Here is a 23363-nt window from a genome sequence, read left to right on the forward strand (position 1 = left end):
GTCAAAAGAGCCATCTCCAAGCACCGCGCCAAAGGTGCCATCGACCGCACCAACCACACCACCGCCATCACCATCGAAATCCTCGACGGTTGACAACCGACCGACACCCCTAACTGCGCGGCATTGCCGCTAGCGGGCTGCGATAATCGCCGGGTGAGTATCGAACCCCGCGCCACCGCTGACCTGGTCGACGAGATCTACCCCGACGTCCGTAGCTGCGATCTGCAGTTGCAGAACTACGGCGGCAAGGCCATGTTCGCCGGGCCGATCACCACGGTGCGATGCTTCCAGGACAACGCGCTGCTCAAATCCATCCTGTCCACGCCCGGCAACGGCGGCGTGCTGGTGGTCGACGGCAACGGCTCGCTGCACACCGCGCTGGTGGGCGACATCATCGCCGGCCTGGCGGCCGACAACGGCTGGTCCGGGGTGATCGTGCACGGCGCGGTGCGCGATGCGGCCGCGTTGCGCACCATCGACGTCGGGATCAAGGCGCTGGGTACCAACCCGCGCAAGGGCACCAAGACCGGCGAGGGCGAGCGCGACGTCGAGGTCAGCTTCGGCGGGGTGACGTTCGTGCCGGGCGAGATCGCCTATGCCGACGAGGACGGCATCGTGGTCGTCGCGCCCTAGCGCGAACGGGTTAAACCGTCACTGCGGCACGGTGTTTGGTGAACATCAAGGCCTCTTCGTCGACCTTGCCGTAGCGGATCGTGCGCATGTCGAAGAAGTAGTTCTGCTTGAGCTTCCACGGCGCCTCCGAACCCGACTTGGGCAGGCTGTCCATGGCCCGCCGGAAGTACCCGGGGGTGAAGTCCATGAACGGCAGCTCGTCGACGGCGTCACCGGGGTGCTGCGCTTCGACGCGGTCGAACCCGTTGGCATCCATGTAGTTCAGCAGGCGGCAGATGAACTCGGAGACCAGGTCGGCCTTGAGAGTCCAGGACGCGTTGGTGTAACCGAAGGTGATGGCCATGTTCGGCACACCCGAAAGCATCAGGCCCTTGTAGGTCATGCACTTGGTCAGGTCGATCGGCTCACCGTTGCGGTTGGCGGTCGCCCCGCCGAACAACTGCATGTTCAGCCCTGTCGCGGTGACGATGATGTCGGCCTGCAGTTCCTCACCGGAGGTCAGCTTGATGCCGGTTTCCGTGAAGGTCTCGATGGTGTCGGTGACCACGCCGGCCTTGCCCGAGCGGATGGCCTTGAACAGATCGCCGTTGGGCGCCAGGCAGACTCGCTCGTCCCACGGGTTGTAACGCGGGCTGAAGTGCTTGTCGTAGTCGAAGCCCTCGGGCAGCCGGCGTTCGGCCATCCGGCGCAGCACCTTCTTGAACACCGCGGGGAAATTGCGGGCAACCTGGTACTGGCCGGTGCTGTAGCCGATCTGCTTCCACCGGTTGACGAAGTGCGCCAGGTTCTTCGGCAGGTACTTGTTGGTCCGCAGCGCGACCGGGTCTTCCAGCGGCAGCGAGCCGATGTAGGTGGGCGAGCGCTGCAGCATCGTGACGTGGCCGACGCCGCCGTTGACCAGTGACGGGATCAGTGTCACAGCGGTGGCACCGGACCCGATCACGACCACGTTCTTGCCGGCGTAGTCGAGATCTTCGGGCCAGTGCTGCGGATGGATGATCTGGCCCTTGAAGTCCTCGGCCCCCGGAAACTCGGGCGAGTAGCCCTCGTCGTAGTTGTAGTAGCCGCTGCACACCGACAGGAACGACGCGGTGATCTGCTTGGCTTCGCCGTCGTGCTCGACGTTCACGGTCCAGCGGTTGTCGGCGTCCGACCAGTCCACCGACAGGACACGGTGGCCGGTGCGGATGTGGTTGCGGATGCCGTACTCATCGGCGGCTTCGTTGATGTAGTTCCAGATCGACTGGCCGTCGGCGATGGATTTTGCGGACTCCCACGGCTTGAACCGGAACCCGAGGGTGAACATGTCCGAGTCGGAGCGGATGCCCGGGTACTTGAACAGGTCCCAGGTGCCGCCGATGTTCTCCCGGCGTTCCAGGATTACGTAGCTCTTGGTGGGGCAACGGTCCTGCAGGTGCCAGGCCGTGCTGATGCCGGAGATGCCGGCGCCGACGATCACAACATCGAAGTGTTCGTTCATGGGACCGACGGTATCAACAGGGTGTTGAACCGGTCAACACCCTGTTGATAAATTCAACGCGGTGTTAGGGTGCTGGGTGTGACCAGCTCCAGCACGACGCGCGCGCCGCGCGGTCGCCGGGCCGCCCGTCCCTCGGGCGACGACCGCGAAGCGGCGATTCTCGCGACCGCCAGGCAGCTGCTGGAAACCAAGAAGTTCGCCGACATATCGGTCGATGACCTGGCCAAAGGCGCCGGCATCTCGCGCCCGACGTTCTACTTCTACTTCCCGTCCAAGGAAGCGGTCCTGCTGTCACTGATCGATCCACTGATCAAGCGGGCCGACACCGGCTTCGACAGCGCGCTGGAGGACATGCCGTCCGACCCCAAGCGGGCGATCCGGCACGGAATCGAGATCTTCTTCAGCTCGTTCGCCTCACATCCGGCCACCGCACGCGCCGGCACCGAGGCGCTCAACAGCAGTCCGGAATTCCGCGCGTTCTGGCTGGGGCTCATGCAGAAATGGATCGCCCTGACTGCCTCGCTGATCACCGCCGAACGCCAGCGGGGCGCCGCCCCGGAGACCATCCCCGCCATGGACCTCGCGACTTCGCTCAACCTGATGAACGAGCGGACGATGATGGCGGCATTGAGCACTGAACAGCCCGCGGTCGCCTACGACAACGTGGTGGACACCCTCGCCCACATCTGGCTGACCAGCATCTACGGCGAGGGCTTCTAGCTCGTCCACCCACTATGCGAACATATGTTCGTGTCCGACAGTGCGGCCATCCTGCACGCTGACCTCGATTCGTTCTACGCATCGGTCGAGCAGCGCGACGATCCCGCCCTGCGCGGGCGCCCGGTGATCGTGGGCGGCGGGGTGGTGCTGGCGGCCAGTTATGAGGCCAAGGCATTCGGGGTGCGTACGGCGATGGGCGGGGGCCAGGCACGGGCGTTGTGCCCGCAGGCCGTGGTGGTGCCGCCGCGCATGTCGGCCTATACCGAAGCCAGCCGGCACGTGTTCGAGGTCTTCCACGACACGACGCCGGTGGTGGAGCCGCTGTCAGTGGATGAGGCGTTTCTCGACGTGTCCGGCCTGGGCCGGGTATCCGGCACCCCGGTAGAGATCGCCCGCCGGCTGCGCGAGCAGGTCAGCGAGCAGGTGGGGTTGCCCATCACCGTCGGGATCGCCCGCACCAAGTTCTTGGCCAAGGTGGCCAGCCAGGTCGCCAAGCCGGACGGCCTGCTGCTGGTCCCGCCCGACCGCGAGTTGGCGTTCCTGCACCCGCTGCCGGTGCGCCGGCTGTGGGGTGTCGGCGCGAAAACCGCCGAGAAGCTCCATGCGCACGGTATCGAGACGGTCGCCGATGTCGCCGAGCTGCCCGAGTCGGCCCTGCGCCCCATGGTCGGTGGCGCGATGGCGCGACAGCTGTATGCGTTGTCGCGCAACATCGATCGACGCCGGGTGACGACGGGCGTCCGACGCAGCTCCGTCGGGGCCCAACGCGCCCTGGGACGACGCGGCAACACCATGTCGGCCGCGGAGGTGGACGTCGTGGTGGTCAACCTCATCGACCGCATCACCCGACGGATGCGTGGGGCCGGACGTACCGGGCGCACTGTCGTATTGCGTTTGCGTTTCGATGACTTCGGCCGGGCCACCCGGTCGCACACCCTGCCTCGGGCCACTGCCTCCACCGACGCGATCCTGGCCGCAGCCCGCGCACTGGTGACGGCGGCCGCACCCGTCATCGCCGAGCGCGGGTTGACGCTGATCGGGTTCGCCGTGTCCAACATCGACCACCAGGGCAGCCAGCAGTTGGAACTGCCGTTTGATTCGGAGCCAGATCCGGTGGCCATCGACGGCGCCATCGACGAGGTGCGTCAGCGGTTCGGCAATGCGATGTTGACCCGTGGCGTGCTGGTCAGGCGCGATCCGGGCCTGGAGATGCCCACGCTGCCGTACTAAAAGAACTGCGCGGCAACGAATCCCGCGAGCAGCACGGCGAAGCCGCCGATCTCGCCGACGATGAGCGCGATCATCCCGGCGTGCAGCGCGGGCGTGGGCTTTTCGAATTGGTTGGTGGTGTCCCGTTTGGCACCGTGCTCGATATAGGCGCCGATCGCGACGACGAAGAACAGCACGAGCACCATCGCCGCGGTGAGGTTCACCCAGGTGGGCCAGGCGCTGAGTTCGACGAACACCGCAACCAGCAGCGTCGCGAACGAGTACAGCAGCGCGGCCCGGTGGGCGATGTCGACGTACGGGTGGGCCAGGTGGTTCTCGCTGGTGGCCATCTGCCGGTATTTCCACACCCCGAGCACCAACGCCAGCAGGAAGATCAGGCCGGCGGCCAGCAGGGTGATGACGGTGTCGATGCCGAGATCCGCATGCATCGGCTGAGCTTAGACCGCAGAGTTTTGAGTAGTCTCACGCATCCGGCGATTCGAGTGCTGCGTCAGGCTTCAGGACATGAGCACATTCAACGACACCTCCAGAGTCACCGCCGCATTCTCCCTGCAGGCCGCCATCGCTTTCGGCGCAAGCTTTCTCGGCCTGCTCGGCGGGGTCCTGTTCCTGCCGCTGGACCTGTGGCAGCGATTGTTCCTGGCGATGACCGTCCTGTTTCTCGTGACGAGCTCGTTCACGCTGGCCAAGGTGATCCGCGACCAGCAGGAGGCCACCACCATTCGGGTGCGGCTCGACGAGGCGAGGATGGAAAAGCTGATCGCCGAACACAATCCGTTCACGTCAGCCGCGTGAGGTCCAGTCCAGAAGTTGTCCGGCGGGCCAGGTGTTGACGATCCGGTCGATCGGCACCTCGGCGTCCAGGGCCCGCTGGGCTCCGTAGCCGAGGAAATCCAACTGGCCCGGTGCGTGGGCGTCGGTGTCGATGCTGAACAGGCAGCCGATGTCCAGCGCGAGGTTCAGCAAGCGGGTGGGTGGGTCACGGCGCTCGGGCCGGGAGTTGATCTCGACGGCGGTGCCGTGATCACGGCAGGCGGTGAAGACCTTGTCCGCATCGAATTTCGACTCGGGACGCATGCCACGCCCACCGGTGACCAGGCGTCCGGTGCAGTGCCCGAGTACGTCGGTGTGCGGGTTCGAAACGGCTTTGATCATCCGCCGCGTCATGGACGCCGAGTCCATGGCGAGTTTCGAGTGCACGCTGGCCACCACCACATCGAGGCGCTCCAGCAGTTCGGGTTCCTGATCCAGGGACCCGTCTTCGAGGATGTCGACTTCGATCCCGGTGAGGATGCGCATGGGTGCCACGAGTTCGCGGATTTCGTCGATGACATCGAGCTGCTCGCGCAATCGTTCGGGGGACAGCCCGTTGGCCACCCGCAGGCGCGGCGAGTGGTCGGTCAGCGCACAGTACTCGTGACCCAGGTCGCGCGCGGCCAGCATCATCTCCTCGATCGGGGCGGATCCGTCTGACCAGTTCGAGTGCACGTGCAGGTCACCGCGCAACGCCGCGCGCACGTCACCGCCACCGAGATCCTCAGCTGCCGAACGCAATTCCACGAGGGTGTCGGGTTCCCGCCCGGCCCATGCCTGGGCGATCACCTTCGCGGTCTTGGGCCCCACCCCCGGCAACGACTGCCAGCTGTTCGACGCACCCAGCCGTTCCCGCTGGGCATCGGTCAATGCCTCGACGACGTCGGCGGCATTGCGATAGGCCATCACCCGTCGCGGGTCTTCCCGCGCGCGGTCCTTGTAGTAGGCGATCTGCCGCAGCGCCGTCACCGGGTCCATGGCCGGTCAGCTCACGGTGCGGATGAGCTTCTTGTTCACGAACTCATCCATGCCGAACTTGCCCAGCTCGCGGCCGAAACCGGACCGCTTGACCCCGCCGAACGGCAGTTCGGCGCCCTCGGCGCCGACCGCGTTGACGAACACCATGCCCGCATCGATGCGGTCGGCCACCCGCGCGGCCTGATCGGCATCGGTGGTGAAGACGTAGGAGCCCAACCCGAACGGGGTGTCATTGGCGATTTCGACGGCCTCGTCCTCGGAACCGGCCTTGTACACCACGGCCACCGGGCCGAACAGCTCCTGCCGGTAGGCATCGTTGTCCTCGGTGACGCCGGTCAACACCGCCGGCGGGTAGAAGGTGCCGCGCCGCTCCCCCGCCGAGGTCAGTTTCGCCCCCTGGTCGACAGCGGCCTTGACCTGCCGCTCCAGCCGCTCGGCAGCCAATTCCGAAGACAGCGGGGCGATTCCGTCGGCGGCGGCCAGCAGCTTCTCGGTGAACTTGGTCAGGAAGTCGTCGTAGAGGTTCTCGGCGACGATGAAGCGCTTGGCGGCGTTGCAGGCCTGGCCGGTGTTCTCCATCCGTCCCTCGACCGCGGCCTCCACGGTCGCGTCGAGATCATCGGTGGACAGCACGATGAACGGATCGGAGCCGCCGAGTTCCAGCACGCACTTCTTGAGGTTGCGGCCGGCGATCTCGGCCACCGCGGCACCCGCCCGCTCGGAACCGGTCAGCGACACCGCGGCCACTCGGGGGTCGGCGATGATCTCGGCGACCTGGTCGTTGGTGGCACGGATGTCGACGTAGGCACCCTGCGGGAGCCCGGCCTCGAGGAAGATCAGCTGCAGCAGTTCGGCGGATTCGGGGCATTGCGGGGCGTGCTTGAGCAGAATTGTGTTGCCTACGATCAGGTTTGGTCCGGCGAATCGGGCGACCTGGTAGTAGGGGTAGTTCCACGGCATGATGCCGAGCAGCACCCCGACGGGGCCCCGCTTGACCACTGCGGTGCCCTCGCCGTCGAGCAGGGTGATCTCCTCGTCGGCAAGAAACTTCTCGGCGTTGTCCGCGTAGTACTGGTAGATGGCGGCGCTGAAGTCGACCTCACCCAGGGCCTGATCGCGCGGCTTGCCCATCTCCCGGACGATCACGTCGGCGAGCTGTTCGCGGCGCTGCTCGTGCAGGGCGGCGACCTTACCGATCAGCGCGGCCCGCTCGGCCACCGTGGTGGTACGCGCCCAGCTGCGCCCAGTCTTGGCCGCAGCCTCGATCGCGGCCTGGATCTCGGCGTCGGTCGAGGTCGGGTAGGTGGCGACCACCTCGGCGGTCGCCGGATCGGTGACTGCGTACTCGCTCATGTTCACTCCCAGATGGTCTTATCGCTGGATTTCGCACATTTCCTTGCCTGAGACTACCGATTGCAGCGATCAAATGGCACCGAAGATGCGGAATCAGCACGCCCTAGCTCAGCAGGGGCGGGGCCGGCGACCGCTGAGCGCCAACGCGCGTTCCAACCGGGAGGCGTCATCCGGCGCCGGCACCGCGGGACCGAACAGCCCCTCGGCCGGCCCTTCGGCGGCGACCGCAGCTACGTGGGCAAGTACGGCTTGCACGTCGTCGCCGTCGACGTCGTAGGGCTGACCCGTGGCGTGCGCGAGGTCCCAGCCATGAATCACCACCTCGGTCAGCGCGATCAAGCCGGCCGCCTCTCCCGGCAGGTCGAAACCAGCAACCCGAGTCATCCCGTCCCACGCCTCGGGCACCCGCCAAGCCTCGGCGAGGTGGGCAAGCTCGTCGGGGTATCGGCTCCGCCAGTCGTCGTCGAGCAGATAGGCACCGTCATCGGGGACTGTATCGGTCAGCGCGCCGAGCTCCTTGCGGGCCGCCGCGGCGAATGCCGGTGCCAGCCCGCCGATGTGCGCCACCAATTCGGCGACCGACAACTTCTCGCACGGGGTGCGACTGCCGAGGTCCTCATCCCGGACGCCTTCCAGCAGTTTCGCAGTGCGCTCACAAGCTTTCGTCAAATCCACCATGAGAGAGACGACCTGTCGCAGTGCAGGAATTAATCGGCTTACGTGGCTAGTTTGGACTGTTGTGCGATTCGCTTTCAAGACTTCCCCGCAGAACACGACCTGGGCCGACATGCTTGCCATTTGGAAAGCTGCCGACAAAATCGACGTCTTCGAATCCGGCTGGACGTTCGACCACTTCTACCCGATCTTTTCCGACTCGACCGGTCCCTGTCTCGAAGGCTGGACGACACTGACCGCGCTGGCGCAGGCCACTGAGCGGTTGCGCGTCGGCGTGCTCGTCACCGGTATCCATTACCGCCATCCCGCCGTGCTGGCGAACATGGCGTCCGCGCTCGACATCGTCTCCAACGGTCGTCTGGAACTGGGCATCGGCGCCGGCTGGAACGAAGAGGAGTCCGGCGCGTACAGCATCGAACTGGGTTCGATCAAGGAGCGCTTCGACCGGTTCGAAGAGGCCTGCCAGGTCCTGAAGGGACTGCTGACGCAGGAGACGACGACATTCGACGGCAAGTTCTACCAGCTCAAGGACGCCCGCAACGAGCCCAAGGGACCGCAGCAGCCGCATCCGCCGTTCTGCATCGGCGGCAGCGGCGAGAAGCGGACCCTGCGGATCACCGCGCAGTACGCCGACCACTGGAACTTCGTCGGCGGGCCGCCCGAGGAGTTCGCCCGCAAGCGTGACGTGCTGGCCGCACATTGCGCCGACATCGGCCGCGACGCCAAAGAGATCACGCTGTCAGCGCATGTGCGACTCGGCCCGGACCACGATGTCGCGAAGGTGGTCGACGAGGCCGCCGCGCTCGGAGCCGAGGGGCTGGATCTGGCGATCATCTACCTGCCGCCGCCCTATGACACGGCAGTGCTGGAGCCGTTGGCCGAGGCGATCAGGGATTCTGGTCAGCTGAGCAGCTGACACATATAGCTACGCCCTCGGATCGGCGCTATCGCGCCGGTTCGAGGGCGTTGTGCACGGTGCCGGATACTCGTCAAACTCCGAAGCGAAGTAGCTCGTCTGCCGTGACCAGTCGTTCGTTCTTCGCCGGAAACTCACGGCTCTTCATCGGATGACGGAACAATGACCAGGCAATACGACCCATCCGTGACCGACTTATCGGGCTGATGTACACGGTGATCACTCCTGCGAATATCTGGTTGCTGTACCCGTAGTTCCACGTTACCGCAGCACTCTCACCACGTCATTAGATACCCGATACCTGGCAAACAGTGCGTGCCACGCCGAAAAACCTTCCCGTGTTTCTGATGGGACTGATGTGACGAATGTGGCGAAAAAATGGGGCCCGCGAGAGATCTACATCACCTTTTGGGCGCACTAGCGGCTGTGATGCAGCACACAACAGTTAATTAAGGGATCTCTCAAGTTCAGCCCAACACCATGGAAGGACTGCAGCGTTCAGGCCGATTCACCAAATCAGCGCTGCGGCGCTGCGGTCGGCTTGATCACTGCCGGCAGTGCTGTATTGCCCATCAGGTAGCGGTCCACACCCGCGGCGGCGGCCCGGCCCTCGGCGATGGCCCACACGATCAGCGACTGTCCACGACCCATGTCACCGGCGACGAACACGCCGGGCACGGTGGTCTGGAAGTTGTTGTCGCGGGAGACGTTTCCGCGGTCGGTCAGTTCGACACCGAGCTTGTTGAGCAGGCCTTCCTTCTCCGGCCCGACGAATCCCATGGCGAGCAGCACCAGGTCGGCCTTGAGCTCGAAGTCGGTCCCTTCGACCTTTTCGAACTTGCCGGCGTTCATCTTGACCTCGTGTGCGCGCAGGCCGGTCACATGACCGTTCTCGCCGGTGAACTGCTCGGTGTTGACCGAGAACACTCGTTCTCCGCCCTCTTCGTGGGCCGAGGACACGCGGAACATCAGCGGGTAGGTCGGCCACGGGGTCGAGTCGGCGCGGGTCTCGGGCGGGCGCGGCATGATCTCGAACTGGTGGATGCTGGCCGCGCCCTGACGGTGCGAGGTGCCCAGGCAGTCCGCGCCGGTGTCGCCACCGCCGATGATGATGACGTGCTTGTCCTTGGCGGTGATCGGCGGCTGACCGTCGGGGCCCAACACATCGTCGCCGAGCTGGACGCGGTTGGCCCAGGGCAGGAATTCCATGGCCTGGTGGATGCCGTCGAGCTCGCGGCCCGGGATCGGCAGATCGCGCCATGCGGTGGCACCGCCGGCCAGCACGACAGCGTCGTAGTTCAGCCGCAGCTGGGCCACGGTGATGTCGACGCCGACGTTGACGCCGGGACGGAACTGCGTGCCCTCGGCCGCCATCTGCTCCAGGCGTCGGTCGATGTGGCGCTTTTCCATCTTGAACTCGGGGATGCCGTAGCGCAGCAGGCCGCCGATGCGGTCGGCGCGCTCGAACACCGTGACGGTGTGGCCGGCCCGGGTGAGCTGCTGTGCGGCGGCCAGTCCGGCCGGTCCGGACCCGACGACGGCTACCTTCTTGCCGGTCTGCACGTCGGGCATCTTCGGTACAACCCAGCCCTCGTCGAAGGCGTTGTCGATGATCTCGACCTCGACCTGCTTGATGGTCACCGGATCCTGGTTGATGCCCAGGACGCACGAGGCCTCGCACGGGGCAGGGCACAGCCTTCCGGTGAACTCCGGGAAGTTGTTGGTGGCGTGCAGCCGCTCGATCGCGTCGCGCCACCGGTCCCGGTACACCAGGTCGTTCCACTCGGGGATCAGGTTCCCCAGCGGGCAACCGTTGTGGCAGAACGGGATACCGCAGTCCATGCATCGCGACGCCTGGTCCTGCAGTTTGTCGTGGGAGAAGTCCTCGTAGACCTCTTTCCAGTCCTTGAGGCGCAGCGGAACCGGCCTGCGGACGGGGAGTTCCTTGGAGGTGTGCTTGAGGAAACCGCGAGGATCAGCCATTTGCGGCCGCCATGATCGCCTCGTCCACGTTCTCGCCGGCGCGTTCGGCCTCGGCGATCGCGGCCAGCACGCGCTTGTAGTCGCGCGGCATGACCTTCACAAAGTGCTTCAACTCGTTATCCCAATCAGATAGGACCCGTTGCCCCACAGCCGAATCGGTCGCATCGACGTGGGCGGCAATGAAGCCGCGCAGCCATTCGATGTCGGAAGCCTCCAGCGCTTCCAGCTCCACCATCTCGGTGTTCAGGTTCTCGCCCAGCACGCCGGCCGGGTCGTAGACGTAGGCGACACCACCGGACATGCCCGCCGCGAAGTTGCGGCCGGTAGGTCCGAGGATGACGACCTTGCCGCCAGTCATGTATTCACAGCCGTGGTCGCCAACACCTTCGACGACCGCGTGGGCGCCGGAGTTACGGACCGCGAACCGCTCGCCGACCTGGCCGCGCAGGAACGCCTCGCCGCTGGTGGCGCCGAACAGCGCCACGTTGCCGGCAATGATGTTGTCCTCGGCGGCGAAGTCGGCCGGGGCTTCGTCTGCCGGGCGGACGACGATCCGGCCACCCGACAGACCCTTGCCGACGTAGTCGTTGGCGTCGCCGTAGACCCGCAGCGTGATGCCCTTGGGCACGAACGCGCCGAAGCTGTTACCGGCGGATCCGTCGAAGGTGATGTCGATGGTTCCATCCGGAAGTCCCTGTCCGCCATAGGCCTTGGTGACCTCGTGGCCGAGCATGGTGCCTACCGTGCGGTTGACGTTGGTGATCTTCGCGGCGAATCGCACCGGGGTGCCCTTGTCCAGGGCGTCGCGGCTCTGGGTGATCAGCTGCTGATCGAGCGCCTTGTCCAGGCCGTGGTCCTGACGCGAGCTGCAGTACAGGTCCTGGTTCATGAACGCCGACTCGGGCTCGTAGAGCACCGGCGTCAGGTCCAGCTTGTGGGCCTTCCAGTGCTCGGCGGCCTGGGTGGTGTCCAGCGCGCCGACCTGGCCGACCATCTCGTTGACGGTCCGGAAGCCCAACTGCGCCATGAGTTCCCGGACTTCTTCGGCGATGAACATGAAGAAGTTCTCGACGAACTCGGGTTTGCCGTTGAACCGCTCACGCAGCACCGGGTTCTGGGTGGCCACACCCACCGGGCAGGTGTCGAGGTGGCAGACGCGCATCATGATGCAGCCCGAGACCACCAGCGGCGCAGTGGCGAAGCCGAATTCCTCGGCACCCAGCAGCGCGGCGATCACAACGTCGCGACCGGTCTTGAGCTGACCGTCGACCTGGACGACGATGCGGTCCCGCAGGCCGTTGAGCAGCAGGGTCTGCTGCGTCTCGGCCAGGCCCAGCTCCCACGGGGCACCGGCGTGCTTCATCGAGGTGAGCGGGGTGGCGCCGGTACCGCCGTCGTGGCCGGAGATCAGCACCACGTCGGCGTGAGCCTTGGAGACACCAGCGGCAACGGTCCCAACGCCGTTCTCGGACACCAGCTTCACGTGCACACGAGCACCGGGGTTGGCGTTCTTCAGGTCGTGGATCAGCTGCGCCAGATCCTCGATCGAGTAGATGTCGTGGTGCGGCGGCGGCGAGATCAGGCCGACACCCGGGGTCGAGTGCCGCACCTCGGCCACCCACGGGTACACCTTGTGTCCCGGAAGCTGGCCACCCTCACCAGGCTTGGCGCCCTGGGCCATCTTGATCTGGATGTCGGAGCAGTTGGTCAGGTAGTGGCTGGTCACGCCGAACCGGCCGGACGCCACCTGCTTGATGGCGCTGCGGCGCCAGTCGCCGTTCTCGTCGGGGTCGAACCGGTTGACGCTTTCGCCGCCCTCGCCCGAGTTCGACCGGCCGCCGAGGCGGTTCATCGCGATGGCCAGTGTCTCGTGTGCCTCGGCAGAGATCGAGCCGTAGCTCATGGCACCGGTGGAGAACCGCTTGACGATCTCGGAAGCGGGCTCTACCTCGTCGATGGGAATCGACTGCCGCCCACTGATTTCGGAGTCCTTGAACTTGAGCAGGCCGCGCAGCGAGGCCATCCGCTCGCTCTGGTCGTCGACCAGCGCGGTGTACTCCTTGAAGATCGAGTACTGCCCGGTGCGGGTGGAGTGCTGGAGCTTGAACACCGTGTCGGGGTTGAACAGGTGGTATTCGCCTTCGCGGCGCCACTGGTATTCGCCACCGACCTCGAGCTCGCGGTGGGCGCGCTCGTCGGGGCGGTCCAGGTAGGCCAGCGCGTGGCGGGCTGCGACATCGGCGGCGATGTCGTCGAGCTCGATGCCACCCACCGGGCAGCTCAGCCCGGTGAAGTACTGGTCGAGCACCTCCTGGGAGACGCCGATGGCCTGGAAGAGCTGGGCACCGGTGTAGGAGGCCAGGGTGGAGATGCCCATCTTGGACATCACCTTGAGCACGCCCTTGCCGGCGGCCTTGACGTAGTTGGCCTTCGCCTGATCGCTGGTGATCCCGGAGATGACGCCCCGGTCGACCATGTCCTCGATCGACTCGAAGGCCATGTACGGGTTGATCGCGGCGGCACCGAAGCCGCACAGCGTCGCCATGTGGTGCACCTCGCGGGCGTCACCGGCCTCGACCACCAGGCCGACCTTGGTGCGGGTGCGCTCGCGGACGAGGTGGTGATGCACGGCCGCCACGGACAGCAGCGACGGGATCGGCGCCATGGTCTCGTTGGACTCGCGGTCGGACAGCACGATGATGCGGGCGCCCTCGCGGATGGCCTCCGACACCTTGGCGCGGACGTTGTCCAGCGCTTCCTTGAGTCCCTGACCGCCCCGGTTGACGGGGTAGAGGCAGCGGATCACCGCGGCGCGCATACCGTGCTTGCGGCCCCGGACCTCGTGGTCGGGGTCGACGCAGATCAGCTTGGACAGGTCGGCGTTGCGCAGGATCGGCTGCGGCAGCACGATCTGGCGGCAGGATTCCGGTCCCGGGTTGAGCAGGTCGCCTTCGGGCCCGATCACGCCCTGCAGGCTGGTGACCACCTCTTCGCGGATGGCATCCAGCGGCGGGTTGGTGACCTGGGCGAACAGCTGCTGGAAGTAGTCGAACAGCATCCGTGGCCGCGCCGAGAGGATGGCCACCGGAGTATCGGTACCCATCGAGCCGAGGGCCTCGGCTCCGGTGCGCGCCATCGGCGCCACCAGCAGGTTGAGCTCCTCGTAGGTGTAGCCGAAGGTCTGCTGGCGCAGCACAACGCGGTGGTGCGGCATCCGGACGTAGTCTCCCGGCGGCAACTCGTCGAGCGGGAACAGGCCCGTCTCGACCCATTCCTGGTAGGGCTGCTCGGCGGCCAGCTGGGCTTTGATCTCCTCGTCGGAGACGATGCGGCCCTGAGCGGTGTCCACCAGGAACATCCGGCCGGGCTGCAGGCGCATCTTCTTGACGACGGTGGACGGGTCGAGCGGCAGCACACCGGCCTCGGAGGCCATGACCACCAGACCGTCTTCGGTCACCCAGATGCGGGAGGGACGCAGGCCGTTGCGGTCCAGCACGGCGCCGATCACGGTGCCATCGGTGAAGCAGACCGATGCGGGGCCGTCCCAGGGCTCCATCAGCGAGTCGTGGAATTCGTAGAAGGCGCGGCGCGCCGGGTCCATCGTCTCGTGGCGTTCCCACGCCTCGGGGATCATCATCAGCACGGCGTGCGGCAGGCTGCGGCCGCCGAGGTGCAGCAGCTCGAGCACCTCGTCGAAACGCGCGGTGTCCGAGGCGCCGGGGGTACAGACCGGGACGATCTTGTCGAGTCCGTCGGTGCCGAACACCTCGGTACGGATCAGCGCCTCACGGGCCCGCATCCAGTTCTCGTTGCCGGTGACGGTGTTGATCTCGCCGTTGTGGGCGATGCGCCGGAACGGGTGGGCCAGCGGCCAGGACGGGAAGGTGTTGGTGGAGAAGCGGGAGTGCACGATGCCCAGGGCACTGGTCATCCGCTCGTCCTGCAGGTCGAGGTAGAACGCCTTGAGCTGCGGGGTGGTCAGCATGCCCTTGTAGACGAAGGTCTGACCGGACAGGCTGGGGAAGTACACCGTCTCGCGGCCAGGGCCGTCCTGGCCCGGGCCCTTGGTGCCCAGTTCGTGTTCGGCCCGCTTGCGCACGACGTAGGCCTTGCGCTCGAGGTCCATGCCGGAGGCGCCGGCGATGAACAGCTGCCGGAAGCTGGGCATGGCGTCACGTGCGAGGGCGCCCAGGGAGGAGTCGTCGGTGGGCACCTCGCGCCAGCCCAGCACCTGCAGGCCCTCGGCCTCGACGATCTTCTCGACGGCTTCGGCCGCGACTGCGGCGTCGCGCGACGACTGCGGCAGGAATGCCATTCCCGTGGCGTAGCTACCGGGTTCCGGAAGCTGGAAGTCGACCACCTCGCGCAGGAACGAGTCCGGAACCTGCAGCAGAATGCCGGCGCCGTCGCCGGTGTTCGGCTCGGCACCCTGGGCACCACGGTGCTCGAGGTTCACCAGTGCCGTGATGGCCTTGTCCACGATGTCTCGGCTGCGGCGACCGTGAATATCTGCCACCATTGCCACACCGCACGCATCATGTTCGTATGCGGGGTTGTACAGCCCGACCTTGCTGGGCGCCATTCCCACCTTGCCCTTCAACACGCTTCTAAGAAGAAGCCGGCTTGGCGTGGGCGCCTCCGTGCAGCACTGGACGACGGCTATGTCCCACACGCCATAAGTGGAGAAAACGATAAGGCAACTACCGTGGCCGATGCCAACTTAGCTAAGCCTAACGATACTTCGATGTCGACGTTCTCCCCCGCGCGCAGCTACTCGGACGGACTATCGAATTACGCTGCAGCCCTTGCCATTTCCCACATTCCCAGTTGCGGGATCGACAACCCTCATCTGGGCCGATCATCACCTCCGTCAGTCAATTTGTTTGCTGAGTGAAGATAAATATGCAGCTGCAGTGCCATTATCCCGCAAGATGTCATTTGCGGTAAAGCTTAGTCAGATTCTTAGAATTGCATGATCAACGCCCCGAGGCGCGCACGACGCTGCGTACACCGGCCTCCGGCCGTAGGTCGAGCCGACGTAGCGACTGCGCATTGAGTGCCACGACAACCGTCGACGCTGACATCAATATCGCCCCGACCGACATCGGCATTACAAACCCCAGCGGAGCAGCCACTCCAGCCGCCAGCGGGACCGAGATCAGGTTGTAACCCGCTGCCCACCAAAGGTTCTGCTTCATCTTGCGGTAGGACTGCCGGGACAGCTCGATCACCGAGAGCACCGACCGGGGATCGGAGCTGGCGAGGATGACGCCCGCCGAGGCGATGGCGACATCGGTACCCGCTCCGATGGCGATGCCGACGTCGGCGGCGGCCAGTGCCGGCGCATCGTTGACGCCGTCGCCCACCATTGCCACGGTCAGGCCCTCGTGTTGCAACTCGGCGACCTTCGCGGCTTTGTCTTCAGGCCGCACGCCGGCGAAAACACGGTCGATGCCCAGCTCAGCGGCCACAGCGGAGGCCACCGGGGCAGCGTCGCCAGTGATCATCACCACTTCGACGCCCCGAGCGTGCAGTGCGTCGACGGCCTGGCGAGATTCCGGCCGGATTTCGTCGGCCAGCGCCAGCGCGCCGGCCACTTCCCCGTCCACCAGCACGTGCAGCACGGTGGCGCCGTCCCAAACCGCGACATCGGGTAGGGCCGTGCGCCCGGCCTGATCGAGCAGGGCCGGCCCACCGACCTGCACCCGCTGCCCACCGACCTGGGCGCTCACCCCTACCGCGGGTGAGGAGCTGAAGTCACTGGCCGCCGGGATGTCGACGCCGCGGCGCTGTGCTGCCGCGACGATGGCACGGGCCAGGGGATGTTCGGAATCCGCCTCCGCGGCGGCGGCCAGCGCCAGCAGGTCGTTTTCGGCGCGGTCGGTGGCCATCACCGCGGTCACGGCCGGCTCGCCTTTGGTCAAGGTGCCGGTCTTGTCGAACAGCACCGCGCCGACCGTGCGCATGGTTTCCAGTGCCAGGCGGTCCTTGACCAGCACTCCACCCCTGGCGGCGCGCTCGGTCGCGATGGAAACGACCAGCGGGATGGCGAGGCCGAGGGCATGCGGGCAGGCGATGACCAGCACGGTGATGGTGCGGACCACGGCCTGGTCAGGTTCACCCAGCAACGTCCACGCCAGGGCCGTGAGCACCGCTGAGCCCAGCGCGAACCAGAACAGCCAGCCTGCCGCGCGGTCGGCCAGGCGTTGCGCTCGCGACGAGGAGTTCATCGCTTCGCCGACCAGGCGTTGGATGCCGGCCAATGCGGTGTCGTCGCCCACGGCGGTCACCCGGATCCGCAATCCGGAGTCGGTGGCGACGGTGCCTGCGACGACGTCGTCGTCCACGCTTCGGCGGACAGTGCGCGATTCTCCGGTGACCATCGACTCGTCCATGTCGGCCGCGCCGTCGACGATGCGGCCGTCGACGGGCACGCTGCCTCCAGGGCGAACGATCACCAGGTCACCGACCCGCAGGTCCGACGGGGTCACCGTGACCACCCGCTCGGCGGGGCCGTCCCCCTCGACGCGTTCGGCCTCGTCTGGCAGCAGCGCTGCCAGCGAGTCCAGCGCCGAGGTGGTCTGGGCCAGTGACCGCATCTCGATCCAGTGGCCCAGCAGCATGATCACGATCAACAGCGCCAGCTCCCACCAGAAGTCCAGTTGGTGGTGCAGCATGCCCAGGCTCGCGCCCCACGACGCGAGGAACGCGACGGTGATCGCCAATCCGATCAACAGCATCATTCCCGGTGCGCGCGAACGTATCTCACTGACTGCCCCGGTGAGGAACGGGCGACCGCCCCACAGATACATCACGGTGCCGAGGATGGGTGAGATCCACCGCGCGCCAGGGAAGTCCGGAAGGTCGTAGCCCAGGAGCGTCGCGAACATCGGCGAGAGCGCGACCGTCGGCACGGCCAACGCCGCCATGACCCAGAACAGCCTGCGGAACTGCGCTACGTGGTCACCATGCCCGGCATGCCCCGAGTGACCGGTGTGTTCGTGCTCATGCATCGCGTGTTCGGTCGTGGTCATATCGCCACTGTATACCCCTAGGGGGTATATAGCCACCGCGATGGGCGTAACTCTTGTCGGCGATGCACTATCCGCTGAATACCCCGCTGGGCCGCATGGCAGTCCAAACCCTCGAGGAGGGCCCGGACCGCTGCGTGGCCTCCATACCGGTCAGCGGTCTACTCAATCCGCTGACTCACCTGCCGACCCTCGCCCCGCTGGCGATGTTGGTCGATCACGTGGGCGGCCTGGCCAATCACTACCGCCGCGATGACGACGAGTGGACGGTGTCCAGCGAGCTGGCCATCGAGCTGATCCCGCACGCCTTGGAGGTCGTCCTGGCAGCGCCGGAGGTGCCGGTGGTGGCGACCGCCAGGCCGTTCGGGCCCAAGGGCACCGGTTCATTGAGCCTGTCCGAGCTGACGCATGGCGCTCACCTGATCGGGACGGCGACGGTGCGGTCGTTTCACATCAACGTCCCAGGCCACGTCGTCGCATGGCCTTCCGACGCGGAAGAGGGGACGCCTCCCGCCACGCTCGAAGAACGGATGTCGGTCGGGGTCGCCGAGACCGGCGGTCAGGCGGCGGTGCTGCGGCAGTTGCCGGATCCCGTTGTCAACAACAGCATCGGCATCGTGCACGGCGGAGTGTCCGCCGCGGCGCTCGAGCTCGTGGGATCCGCCGCGCTGGGCGACGGAGCGGGCGGCCCGTGGCATACCGCCTCGCTGCGGGTCAACTATCTGCGTCAGTTCCGCGGCGGTGACGAATCCCGTTATGAGGCACGGGCATTGCGTATCGGACGAAGCTCCGGAGTAGCCGACGCGCAAGCTGTCGGCGACGACGGCCAGGCCGCCCTGGTGGCCCGGCTGACCGCATACCGCTGAGCCGGACCCGGCCACGCAGTAGCATCCGCTGCATGCCCGAGACAGCGCGCTCGCTGAGCCGCTTCCTCCGGCGCTCGGGATATCTGCGAAAATGGCTGGTCCTCGGCGTTTCCATTGGGGTCATCGCCGGCCTCGGAGCCGTGGTGTTCTACCTGGCCCTGGACTACACGGGTCGCTTCCTGCTGGGCTACCTCGGCGGCTACGACATTCCCAAACCGGTCGGCGACGGCGACGACGACGGCTCGCCCGGATTCGACCGGCCCTGGGCCATCCCGCTGATCACCTGCGGCGGAGCCCTCGTATCGGCCTGGCTGGTGGCCAGATTCGCTCCCGAGGCCGAGGGGCACGGCACCGACAACGCCATCGAAGCCGTCCACACCGATCCGCGGTCCATTCGGGCCCGGGCGATCTGGGTGAAGACCGTGGCCAGCGCGTTGACCATCGGCTCAGGTGGCTCCGGCGGTCGCGAGGGCCCAGCCGCGCAGATCTCCGCAGGCTTCGGTTCGTTACTCACGCGAAGATTGGACCTGCCCGACGACGACGGCCGACTGGCGGTATCGCTGGGTATCGGCTCGGGCATCGGTGCGATATTCGGCGCCCCCCTGGGAGGTGCGGTGCTCGCGGCATCCATCGTCTACCGCGAGGATTTCGACTACCGGGCGCTGGTTCCCGGCTTCATCACCTCGGCGACGGCCTATGCCGTGCTCGGATCGATCCTGGGCTTCGATCCGCTGTTCGGCACGCTGACCGACGGCTACCGCTTCGACCACCCGCTGGACCTCGGCTGGTTCGTGGTGCTGGGCATCGTCGCCGCGATGTTCGGGTGGCTGTACGCCCGAATCTTCTATGGCACGGTCGCACTCACCGCGAAACTTCCCGGCGGCAAGGTCGTCAAGCCCGCGGTCGGTGGACTGGCCGTCGGCGTGCTGGCGCTGGCCGTCCCCCAGGTGTTGGCCAGCGGATACGGCTGGGCCGAGAAGGCCGCGGCCACAGACACTTTGATGGCGATCCCGCTGTGGATCGTGCTGCTCATGCCGCTGGCGAAGATCGTGGCGACCTCGCTCTCGATCGGGACCGGCGGCTCGGGCGGCATCTTCGGACCTGGTGTGGTGATCGGCGCGTTCGTCGGCGCCGCCGTCTGGCGGCTCGGTGAAATAACCGGAGCCCCAGGTTTACCCGCATCGCCGGCCGTCTTCGTGGTGGTCGGAATGATGGCCTGTTTCGGGAGCGTCGCCCATGCGCCACTTGCGGTGACGATCATGGTGGCCGAGATGACCGATTCCTTCGCGGTCATCCCCGGTGCGATGGTGGCCGTCGGCATCGCCTATATGTTGATCGCGCGGACCGACGTCTCCATCTACCGCGCTCAGCGCAGGTATCGCACCAATTTCGGCCCCGCTGCGTAAATTTCGATCCGCCAACGGTTCGGCAACATCGATATCGCCATCGGCTGATGGCATGTGACGCTCCCGTCAGATCACGTCCGACATCAGCACGGAGGAGTTCACCATGACCACACCGGCAATGACGCACAGGTTGGCGGCCGAATTCATCGGGACGTTCTGGCTGGTCCTGGGCGGTTGCGGTAGCGCGGTGTTCGCCGCGAAGGTCCTCTCCGACGGCTTCTCCGTCGGGATCGGCTTCCTCGGCGTGGCTCTCGCCTTCGGCCTGACCGTGCTGACCGGCGTATACGCGTTCGGCACCATCTCGGGCGGACACTTCAATCCAGCGGTCACACTGGGTGCTGCACTGGCCCGCCGTGTCGAATGGGCAGCCGTTGTGCCGTACTGGATCTCTCAGGTCATCGGCGGTCTGGTGGCCGGCGTGGTGATCTACGTGATCGCCAGCGGCAAGGACGGTTGGTCCGCCACCGGGAACATGGCCGCCAACGGCTACGGCGAGCACTCCCCCGGCGGGTATTCCCTGATGGCGGTGCTTCTCGCCGAGGTGATCCTCACCGCGGTGTTCCTGCTGGTCATCCTGGGCTCGACCGATGACCGCGCGCCCAAGGGCTTCGCCGGTCTGTCGATCGGCCTCACGCTGACGTTGATCCACCTGGTCTCGATCCCGATCTCGAACACCTCGGTCAACCCGGCACGTTCGACGGCGGTGGCGTTCTTCAACGGCAACGGAGCCCCCGCGCAGCTCTGGGCCTTCTGGATCGCCCCGCTGGTCGGCGCGGCCATCGCCGGGCTGGCGTACTCATTTTTGTTCGGTGTCGCCGAGGAGCTGGCCGACCGCCCGGTACGCGAGGACGCATTGGACCGAGAGGACGACCGGTAGCTCAGGTCAAGTCGTCGAATTCTCCACTGACCCAACGAATATGGGTCTCAGCCGACCGGTGCACCACATCCTTGGCGGCGATGTCGATCTCATCCCCGCCAAGGGTGTAGAGCCGGTCGTAGTCGAACTCGTCGAGCCGGTCCACGATCCGCCGCACCACTGCGGCCGAGAGTGGGATGTGCTTGGGAAAATTGCGCTGGAATGACACCCAGTTCCGCGCCAGCCCGCCGGAGATGGTGTCCCCGACCAGCAGTGCGCCGTCGGCAGTCAGCGCCACCGAGCTTCCCCGCATGTGCCCGCCGACATGGATCAGCCGCAACCCCGGCAGCGGTTCGGATTGCTCGTCCCACAGCTGGATCACCGGATCCCGGTCCGGGAGCCATTCCGCGTCGAGCGAGTTCACGTATACCGGAACGCCCCCGAACGCCTTGCTCCAACTGAGCTGCGCACCGAACATGTGGGGATGGCTCGCGGCGACGGCGTCGACCCCGCCTAGGCCGTGCACCAGCCCGATTATCTCGTCGTCCAGGTAACTCGGCGAATCCCACAGGAGGTTTCCGTGCGCGGTCTGTACCAGGAAAGACCTGTGCCCGATGGCGAACTTAGGTGCTCTGCGCAGGCTGTGCACCCCGCGGCCGTGGTCGACGTGCTCGGTGTGGTGCGGTTGGACCCCCAATTGCTCCAGCGTGGTCCAGGTGCCGTGCGGCGGTAGGTCGCCGCGTTCCTCGATCGACACAACCTCCGACGTCAGTACGCAACTGCCCGTCGGCTCGGTTGGCGAATCCGGGTGTTCCACACCGCAACCGGTGCATATCCAGGTAGGCATCACCCCAGGCTGGCACCTCAACAATGGTTGAGGTCAACCACGGCGAGCGCTACGCGCTCTTGCGCCGGGCCTTGCCTGCCGCGCCACGTTCGGTGGGCGCTCCTTCGTGCGCCAACTGTCCCCCGGCGCTTTCCAGGTGTGCCCGCACGAACCACTGGAACTTCTCGAGTTCGGCAGCATGGTCGATGAGGACGTCCTGCGACACCAGGTCGAGCTTCTCCAGCTTGTCGATCGCCTTGCGGGTGTCCTCGATGACCCCGGTGTAGACGAGGTCCAGCGCTGCGAGGTGGGCCTGCACATTGTCGCGGCCGACGGAGTAGTCGTCCCACGTGCGGTCGGCCAGGATGGCACCAGGGGTACCCTTCGGCGACTTGCCAAGTGCAGCAATCCGTTCCGCGACCTCATCGGCGTAGGAACGCACCAGCGCGACCTGCGGATCGATCATCTCGTGTACTCCGATGAAGTTCGGTCCGACGACGTTCCAGTGGATGTGCTTGAGCGTCAGATGCAAGTCGTTGTACGTGCTGAGCTGCTTCTGCAACAGCGCGGCCACGTCGCTGCCCTGCTTGTCGGTGAGGCCGGGAATGGTGAACGCGGTCATAGCGGTTCCTTCCTGTTCACGTTCGGTCGCCTCCCGGGTACCCGACAACCGTGCCGGGCAATCACCACGGCTACAACGTGCGCAGGTTCGGAATGGCCTGACGTGCGCCGAAGCGCGGATTGTGGGCCAGCCCACTGGCTTCCAGCAGCCGCACAGCCCGTTGGCGGTGCGGGCGCAGCGGTTCGAGCAGTTCCACCATGGCCGCGTCATCGATCGGATGGCCGAGCATGGTCCGGCCCACCATCGTCGCCAGGTGATAGTCGCCCACCGACAGAGCGTCGGCGTCTCCGAAGGCGCGTTGCACGGTTTCGGCCGCTGTCCATTCACCGACCCCGGGTAGTGACCGCAATCCCGTCACGGCCCGTTCAGCTGTCAGCCGCTCCAGGGCCTCGGCGCGCTGCGCGCACCCGACGATCGTGCGGGCGCGGCCCGGGTCCACGTTCGCCCGGTGGAATTCCCACGACGGGATCCGCCGCCATACCACCGCCGTGGGCGGGACGCGCATCCCGGCCGGCGCCGGTCCCGGAGCCGGCGCGCCATACTTGGTCACCAGTCGACGCCAGGCCCGCCACGCATCCATTCCCGAGACGCGCTGTTCGATGATCGCCGGTACCAGGGCCTCCAACACCCGGCCGCTGCGCCCGAGCCGCAGATGCGGCACCCTTCGGCGCGCCTCGGCGATCGTCGGTTCAACCGGCTCGAACCCGCGGGCGTCGTCCTCGGCGCCCATCAGCGCCGCGAACCCGTCCAGGAACTCGGCGCTACCGGGCCCCCATGCTTCGCAGTCCACGGTGTCGGGCGCCGATTTGGTGATCCGTGCGGTCACCGGACCGGACTTCATGCCACTTGTTCGCCAGCTCGCGCCGTCGGCACCGACCTGGTTGGTGGGGTCGAAGCCGCCGCGCCGCCACGGGGCCAACGTCAGGCCCGGGCTGGCCGGGCCCTCGAATACGACGCTGGTTGAGGGCACGGCAC

Annotated in this window: 19 protein-coding genes; 8 read left to right on the forward strand and 11 right to left on the reverse strand. The window is 66.4% G+C overall.

Annotated elements, in window-relative coordinates; all coding sequences use genetic code 11:
- Positions 1 to 153 precede the first annotated feature (153 nt).
- Positions 154 to 633: a ribonuclease E activity regulator RraA gene (gene rraA, locus BKG60_RS29690; RefSeq protein ID WP_070185087.1), complete on the forward strand. Its 480-nt coding sequence runs from the start codon at positions 154 to 156 to the stop codon at positions 631 to 633.
- A gap of 10 nt (positions 634 to 643) precedes the next feature.
- On the opposite strand, the gene BKG60_RS29695 is transcribed toward rraA, so the two are convergent.
- Entirely contained in the window at positions 644 to 2113 is a 1470-nt protein-coding gene (locus BKG60_RS29695) for a flavin-containing monooxygenase (protein WP_070185088.1), read from the reverse strand.
- Between the two features lie 78 nt (positions 2114 to 2191).
- Here BKG60_RS29695 and BKG60_RS29700 point away from each other — a divergent pair, with 78 nt between their 5' ends.
- Both BKG60_RS29700 and dinB read left to right on the forward strand, forming a co-directional pair.
- Entirely contained in the window at positions 2192 to 2833 is a 642-nt protein-coding gene (locus tag BKG60_RS29700) for a TetR/AcrR family transcriptional regulator (protein ID WP_070185109.1), read from the forward strand.
- Positions 2834 to 2857: 24 nt separating this feature from the next.
- On the forward strand, positions 2858 to 4063 hold the full coding sequence (gene dinB, locus BKG60_RS29705) for a DNA polymerase IV (RefSeq protein ID WP_075910372.1): 1206 nt from the start codon (positions 2858 to 2860) through the stop codon (positions 4061 to 4063).
- Here the strand turns inward: dinB and BKG60_RS29710 are convergent.
- Positions 4060 to 4491 (reverse strand): hypothetical protein, encoded by a 432-nt coding sequence (locus BKG60_RS29710; RefSeq protein WP_070947244.1) that lies wholly within the window; start codon positions 4489 to 4491, stop codon positions 4060 to 4062. The two genes, dinB and BKG60_RS29710, sit on opposite strands and share 4 nt — an antisense overlap.
- Positions 4492 to 4567: 76 nt before the next feature.
- On the opposite strand from BKG60_RS29710, the gene BKG60_RS29715 reads away from it, so the two are divergent.
- Entirely contained in the window at positions 4568 to 4858 is a 291-nt protein-coding gene (locus tag BKG60_RS29715; protein ID WP_070185091.1) for a YiaA/YiaB family inner membrane protein, read from the forward strand.
- On the opposite strand, the gene BKG60_RS29720 is transcribed toward BKG60_RS29715, so the two are convergent.
- The 3 genes from BKG60_RS29720 to BKG60_RS29730 form a co-directional block, all read right to left on the reverse strand.
- Entirely contained in the window at positions 4847 to 5854 is a 1008-nt protein-coding gene (locus tag BKG60_RS29720; protein ID WP_075910373.1) for a PHP domain-containing protein, read from the reverse strand. The genes BKG60_RS29715 and BKG60_RS29720 overlap by 12 nt on opposite strands.
- 6 nt (positions 5855 to 5860) lie before the next feature.
- On the reverse strand, positions 5861 to 7207 hold the full coding sequence (locus tag BKG60_RS29725; RefSeq protein WP_075910374.1) for an NAD-dependent succinate-semialdehyde dehydrogenase: 1347 nt from the start codon (positions 7205 to 7207) through the stop codon (positions 5861 to 5863).
- A gap of 108 nt (positions 7208 to 7315) precedes the next feature.
- Complete coding sequence (locus BKG60_RS29730) at positions 7316 to 7885, reverse strand: TIGR03086 family metal-binding protein (protein ID WP_075910375.1); 570 nt, start codon at positions 7883 to 7885, stop codon at positions 7316 to 7318.
- A gap of 61 nt (positions 7886 to 7946) precedes the next feature.
- On the opposite strand from BKG60_RS29730, the gene BKG60_RS29735 reads away from it, so the two are divergent.
- On the forward strand, positions 7947 to 8798 hold the full coding sequence (locus tag BKG60_RS29735; protein ID WP_075910376.1) for an LLM class F420-dependent oxidoreductase: 852 nt from the start codon (positions 7947 to 7949) through the stop codon (positions 8796 to 8798).
- Between the two features lie 516 nt (positions 8799 to 9314).
- On the opposite strand, the gene BKG60_RS29740 is transcribed toward BKG60_RS29735, so the two are convergent.
- The 3 genes from BKG60_RS29740 to BKG60_RS29750 all read right to left on the reverse strand — a co-directional run bounded on the left by BKG60_RS29740 (position 9315) and on the right by BKG60_RS29750 (position 17815).
- Entirely contained in the window at positions 9315 to 10781 is a 1467-nt protein-coding gene (locus BKG60_RS29740; protein WP_070185096.1) for a glutamate synthase subunit beta, read from the reverse strand.
- Positions 10774 to 15363 carry a glutamate synthase large subunit gene (gltB, locus tag BKG60_RS29745; protein ID WP_075910488.1) on the reverse strand — a complete coding sequence of 1530 codons (4590 nt, stop codon included), beginning with the start codon at positions 15361 to 15363 and terminating at the stop codon, positions 10774 to 10776. Before gltB ends, BKG60_RS29740 begins: the two co-directional genes overlap by 8 nt.
- A gap of 394 nt (positions 15364 to 15757) precedes the next feature.
- Positions 15758 to 17815, reverse strand: a complete 2058-nt coding sequence (locus tag BKG60_RS29750) for a heavy metal translocating P-type ATPase (protein ID WP_075910377.1) — start codon at positions 17813 to 17815, stop codon at positions 15758 to 15760.
- 62 nt (positions 17816 to 17877) lie between these two features.
- Here BKG60_RS29750 and BKG60_RS29755 point away from each other — a divergent pair, with 62 nt between their 5' ends.
- From BKG60_RS29755 to aqpZ, 3 genes are all read left to right on the forward strand, one after another.
- Complete coding sequence (locus BKG60_RS29755; RefSeq protein ID WP_070945857.1) at positions 17878 to 18678, forward strand: PaaI family thioesterase; 801 nt, start codon at positions 17878 to 17880, stop codon at positions 18676 to 18678.
- 32 nt (positions 18679 to 18710) lie between these two features.
- Positions 18711 to 20084: a chloride channel protein gene (locus BKG60_RS29760; protein WP_075910378.1), complete on the forward strand. Its 1374-nt coding sequence runs from the start codon at positions 18711 to 18713 to the stop codon at positions 20082 to 20084.
- A 103-nt stretch (positions 20085 to 20187) separates the two neighbouring features.
- On the forward strand, positions 20188 to 20961 hold the full coding sequence (aqpZ, locus tag BKG60_RS29765; RefSeq protein ID WP_075910379.1) for an aquaporin Z: 774 nt from the start codon (positions 20188 to 20190) through the stop codon (positions 20959 to 20961).
- A 1-nt stretch (position 20962) separates the two neighbouring features.
- Here aqpZ and BKG60_RS29770 read toward each other — a convergent pair whose 3' ends face one another.
- The 3 genes from BKG60_RS29770 to BKG60_RS29780 form a co-directional block, all read right to left on the reverse strand.
- The gene (locus tag BKG60_RS29770) at positions 20963 to 21787 is read right to left on the reverse strand and encodes an MBL fold metallo-hydrolase (RefSeq protein ID WP_239252686.1); all 825 of its coding nucleotides are present in this window, start codon (positions 21785 to 21787) and stop codon (positions 20963 to 20965) included.
- 49 nt (positions 21788 to 21836) lie between these two features.
- Entirely contained in the window at positions 21837 to 22388 is a 552-nt protein-coding gene (locus tag BKG60_RS29775; protein WP_070185102.1) for a Dps family protein, read from the reverse strand.
- Positions 22389 to 22458: 70 nt separating this feature from the next.
- Positions 22459 to 23358 (reverse strand): DNA-3-methyladenine glycosylase family protein, encoded by a 900-nt coding sequence (locus tag BKG60_RS29780; protein WP_075910380.1) that lies wholly within the window; start codon positions 23356 to 23358, stop codon positions 22459 to 22461.
- Positions 23359 to 23363: the final 5 nt, after the last annotated feature.

Source organism: Mycobacterium syngnathidarum (assembly GCF_001942625.1).
Lineage (GTDB): Bacteria > Actinomycetota > Actinomycetes > Mycobacteriales > Mycobacteriaceae > Mycobacterium > Mycobacterium syngnathidarum.